This window comes from Gemmatimonas sp., from assembly GCF_041689975.1.
Taxonomy (GTDB): Bacteria; Gemmatimonadota; Gemmatimonadetes; order Gemmatimonadales; family Gemmatimonadaceae; genus Gemmatimonas.
Genome location: NZ_JBDNFF010000319.1, coordinates 1 through 4,508, shown reverse-complemented (window position 1 = coordinate 4,508; position 4,508 = coordinate 1). Strand labels below are relative to the sequence as shown.

3 protein-coding genes are annotated in these 4,508 nt (G+C 64.2%); all 3 read right to left on the bottom strand.

Annotation, left to right across the window (positions count from 1 at the left end):
• Nucleotides 1-51 precede the first annotated feature (51 nt).
• A complete protein-coding gene (locus tag ACESNG_RS19105) occupies nucleotides 52-2,169 on the bottom strand; it encodes a DUF5916 domain-containing protein (protein ID WP_373070384.1) in 2,118 nt (705 codons plus the stop codon).
• 236 nt (nucleotides 2,170-2,405) lie between these two features.
• Entirely contained in the window at nucleotides 2,406-3,941 is a 1,536-nt protein-coding gene (locus tag ACESNG_RS19100; RefSeq protein WP_373070386.1) for an alkaline phosphatase, read from the bottom strand.
• A 2-nt stretch (nucleotides 3,942-3,943) separates the two neighbouring features.
• Nucleotides 3,944-4,438, bottom strand: a complete 495-nt coding sequence (locus ACESNG_RS19095; protein ID WP_373070382.1) for a TlpA family protein disulfide reductase — start codon at nucleotides 4,436-4,438, stop codon at nucleotides 3,944-3,946.
• Nucleotides 4,439-4,508: the final 70 nt, after the last annotated feature.

The following is a 4,508-nucleotide window of genomic DNA, read 5'->3' as shown; positions in this document are numbered from 1 at the left end:
GGCAGCAAACAGGCTGACCGTGCTCAAAGGGGTATCACGCCAGCAGCTACCTTACATTTGCCGCAACCAGCTGAACTTGACGATCAACGAACGCGCCGTTGGGAGCATACCGTTCTGAATCGCCTGTCGATCATTGTACACCACATACAGAAACGACAGCGGTGAGAACTCCCAACTGAAGCGGGCGTTCAGCGTTCCGCGCTGCTGCACGGTGTTGTACTGATAGAACGCGCTCCACTGCAGCCGGGGTGAGGCGAACACACGGAGCTCCGGCCCGGCCAGATGCGTCACGAACGCCGTATCTCCCGTGCCCAGTGACGCGAGCCGATTGACTTCATAGTTGGCACGGAGCGCGAAGAACGGGCTCGGCGACCATCGTGCGGTGAGCGCGGCGCGCTGCAGCCGTCCATCGAAGAATCCGCCCGTCGACAGGTTGCCCGTCGCCGCAATGCGGGCGCTCTGATCGCTGCGCAGATCGACGCCATACCGCCTGTAGTCGTGTTGGCCGGCGGGCGTCGTCACGCCGGGAAACAGGCGCACCGGAAGATCAGGACGCTGCAAGGCCTGCTCCACGAATGGCCGCCACTGCGCCCCGTTGGTGTGCAGCACGTCCAAGCGCCAGAGAATGCTCCCCGCCTGCAGCTTGAACGACGACGGATCCTGATAGAAGTACGTCGTCACGCCGGGCCGGAACCAGACCACCGATCGCGGCCGCCACTGAGGCTGCAGGGTGCCAACGACCGCCGGGCTCGTGAGCAGCACATTCGGCCGCGACACGAAACCGGTGCGCGGATTGTAGTCGCGCGTGACCAGCGCGCCGAGAATGCCGGTGTACAGCCTGGGGCTATCGCGACCGGCGAAATAGGTGGCGCCAATCCCGGTGCGACCGTCTTCGGTGGATGTCGGAAAGGTGGCATCGAGCTGGATCTGTTCGCCGACGCGTGTGGTGGCGTCGACCGACGTGACCACGTTGGACGAGGCAGCCGTGATGGGTCCTTCTGCGTCGAAGCGATAGGCCGCCGTGGCACCGACCCGCGTGGCGCTCCCGATGTACTGGCTCCCTCGCGCCACGGCGAAGGTTCCGCGGCCCGCCGAGTCGGTTCGCTCCTGCTGCATCACGAGAGCACCCGCCGTCGTGCGACCGGTTCGATAGGCGTAGCGCGCCCCACCGACGATCGGGATCGGCGTGCCATCAGCGGACAACCCGATCCGCCGACTGAAGAACGGCTGCACCACGTACTGGCCCGTGAGCCCACCCGCCGAGAGTAGGTCGGAGTTCTCGAGAAAGAATTGACGTTGCTCGGGAAAGAACACGCTGAAGCGGGTGAGGTTGACCACCTGCCGATCCACTTCCGCCTGTGCGAAGTCGGTATTCACGGTGCCTTCGAGCAGGCTGTTGGCGGTCGGTGCCCAGATCACCTCACCGCCCACGTCACCGGTTGCGCCCGTGGCCGCGCCCGGCGTCGCATCGCGCAACGACTGTCCGAGCGCGTACGGGCGAACGCGCAGATTCGTGCGCGGTGCCGGCGGCTGAATGGAGTCGAGCACGCCGGCGTATGACAGGCGCCACGAAGTGAACTGTCGCGGATACGGCATCCACGCACTCCAGTGCAGCGCCCGACGTGTGTTGCGCACGAAGTTGATGTCCCAGCTGCGCAAGTCGGGGCTGTAGCGCAATGATCGCCACGGGATTGCGAACTCTGCCACCCAGCCGCTGTCACTGCGTGTGGTGCGCACACGCCACATCGCATCCCAGAACACGTTGGAGACGTTGCCGCCGTCGAACGCCTGCACATCGGCTTGCGAGCCGAGCGGGCTGGTTTGAAATTGGAACGACGTGCGATGATCACCGAGTGCGCCGATGGTGACCGCGAACAGATCGCTCTCCGAACTTTCGAAGTCACGACGCAGGCCCTGCATACGGAGCGCGTCGCGTCCGAGGCTGTCGCGGTTGACGGCTCCGATGTACAGGAACTCGTCGTCACACAGCACACGCACCTCCGACGCATAGGGGGTGGTCGGCGCGTAATCCTGTCGCACTTGCGTGAAGTCGCCGGCCACCTGCGCGGTACGCCACGCGGCGGCGTCCAGTCGGCCATCGACGACAATTTGCGTGGCGGCTCGGCGGGCCACCAGATGTCGACGGGTGAGGTCGGTGGGTTCGGGCACTTGCAGTGCCTGTGCAGCAAGAGACGAGGTACCGCAGTGGGGCACGATGCGACAATGCTCAGCCGGAGGCGAAGACGATGGAGCAACACGAGGACGATGGAGAATGAAAAGGAGACACGAATTGTGCAAACACCCTCGTGATCGGCACGAGATTCGCCAACTCCTTTTCGGCTTCGCGGACCGCAGAACGCGATGCGGCGGCGGTACGACAGGCTTGGAAATCGGCCGTGAATCAGTCAGCCTGCGAGATGAACGCCGGGACGACCCGTCTCCGTGATGAACTGCGCAGCCGTGGTGATCTGTCCATCACGTGTCGTCACACGGTCAGCCACGCGCAATGCGCTCGTCATCGCGCGGGGCGTCAGGTCACACAGGAAGTAGCCGCGCTGATCGTTGTTGTACACGATGTGCGGATTGTCAGCCAGGTTTGCATCCGAGAACCTGTTCTTCATCGACCCGTCGCCACCGGAGGTGATCGACGTGCCGACCAGCTCCGTCGCGACCGTGCGCGACTTCTGATCGTCGAAGTTCACCTTCACGTCGCCCACCCATGTTTGATGGGTGTCGCCAGTCACGAACACCGGGTTGTTCGGCCGACGTGCGGCGAGAAAATCCGTGAGGCGCGTCCGGGCAGCTGGATAGCCGTCCCATTGATCCATGTTGACCGTTTCCCGGCCGTTCCGCTGCTGGCGGAGCTGCTGGACCATCACCTGATTGGCCACGATGTTCCACTGCGCCGTCGACGTCGCGAGCGCGTTGGCCAACCACGTCTCCTGTGTCGCTCCCAACATGGTCGCTGATTCGAGCAGACGCGCGTCGCACGACGGTTTGAAGTTGTCACCACATGGCTGGTCGCTGCGGTACTGTCGCGTGTCGATGACGGTGAACTGGGCGAGCTGGCCGTACGCGACGGTACGGAAGCTCTGCATGTCAGGCCCCGTTGGGACTGACGTGTGCCGAAGCGGCATGTTCTCGTAAAAGGCCTGGAACGCTGCCGCACGACGCGGGAGAAAAGCCGCCGGAGAGCTGCCGTCCCGATCGATGGCACCGGCCCAATTGTCCTCCACCTCATGGTCGTCGAAGGTCACGATCCAGGGATGTGCGGCATGCGCCGCCTGAAGGTCGGGGTCCGCGTGGTACTGCGCGTAGCAGGTACGATAGTCATCCAGCGACTGCAAGGCCGGCAAGGTATGTACGCGCGGACGATCTTTCGATCGGTATTCGTAGATGTAGTCGCCAAGAAAGAGCACGGCATCCATGTCCGTCTGCGCGATGTCGCGATGCGCGTGATAGAAACCGTGCTCGTAGTTCTGACAGGAGGCGACGGCAAACCGAAGCCGATCGATCTTGGCGCCGGGTGCGGGCGCCGTACGCGAGCGGCCGACGGCGCTGGTCGCGTCATTGGTCATGAAGCGGTAGAAGTACTCACGCTGCGGCGCCAGCCCTGCGACTTCGACGTGCACCGAGTGGCCAAGCTCCGGGGTGGCCGTGGCGATACCCGATGTGACGATGCGGCGCATGGATGCATCGGTCGCCAGCTCCCAGCGGACCGAAATCGGCGTGGGTGGAATGCCACCGTCGCCACGCGTCGTATCCACCGCGAGGCGCGTCCACAATACGAAGCCGTCGGGCGCCGGATCACCGGACGCAACGCCCAGCTGAAATGGATATGCCGCCAGACGTCGTGCCATGGCCGGTGAGGCCCACCGCCGTCTGGCCACATCCAGCATGAGCGAAGCGCTGGTGAGGTACAGGAAGGAACGGCGATTCATACTCACGGCAGCAGGGCGTCGCGCACGGCACGGTCCAGATTCTGGGTGCCGCCAATGCCGATGTAGACCACGGTTCCCGCGCGATCGAGTACCACCACGTAGCTGGTGCCGGGCACACCGAAGGCATCGCGCGCCGCGCCGTCGGCGTCGAACAGATGGACACCAGGCAAGCTGTGTTTCTTGACGTATTGCTGCACGCGTGCCGGCGTCTGGTTGGCCGCCACGGCCACGCCCACTACGACAAGCCGACCACGAAACTGCTCGGCGACCGACGCGATCGTCGGCGCCAACTCGGTACAGGTACTGCACCACGTAGCCCAGAACTGGAGCAGGGCCGGACGACCGCCGATCACCTGTTTCAGCGACACGGCGGTGCCATCCAGCGTGCGTAGCATGGCATCAGGTGCACTGCTACCCACGGCAACGGGAGCGAGTGCTGCTTGCGCCTGTGCAGTGCCCGTCGCGGTAAAGAGTGACAACGAGAGTAACGCAACCACAGCGACAAGCGCGCGGCGAGTGCACGCCAAACAAGAACGGAGAATGCTCGACATATCGGCCGTCGGCTAG

Coding starts and splice junctions, on each gene's coding strand:
- ACESNG_RS19100 (WP_373070386.1), bottom strand. CDS start 3,941: ATGAATCGCCGTTCCTTCCTGTACCTCACCAGCGCTTCGCTCATGCTG.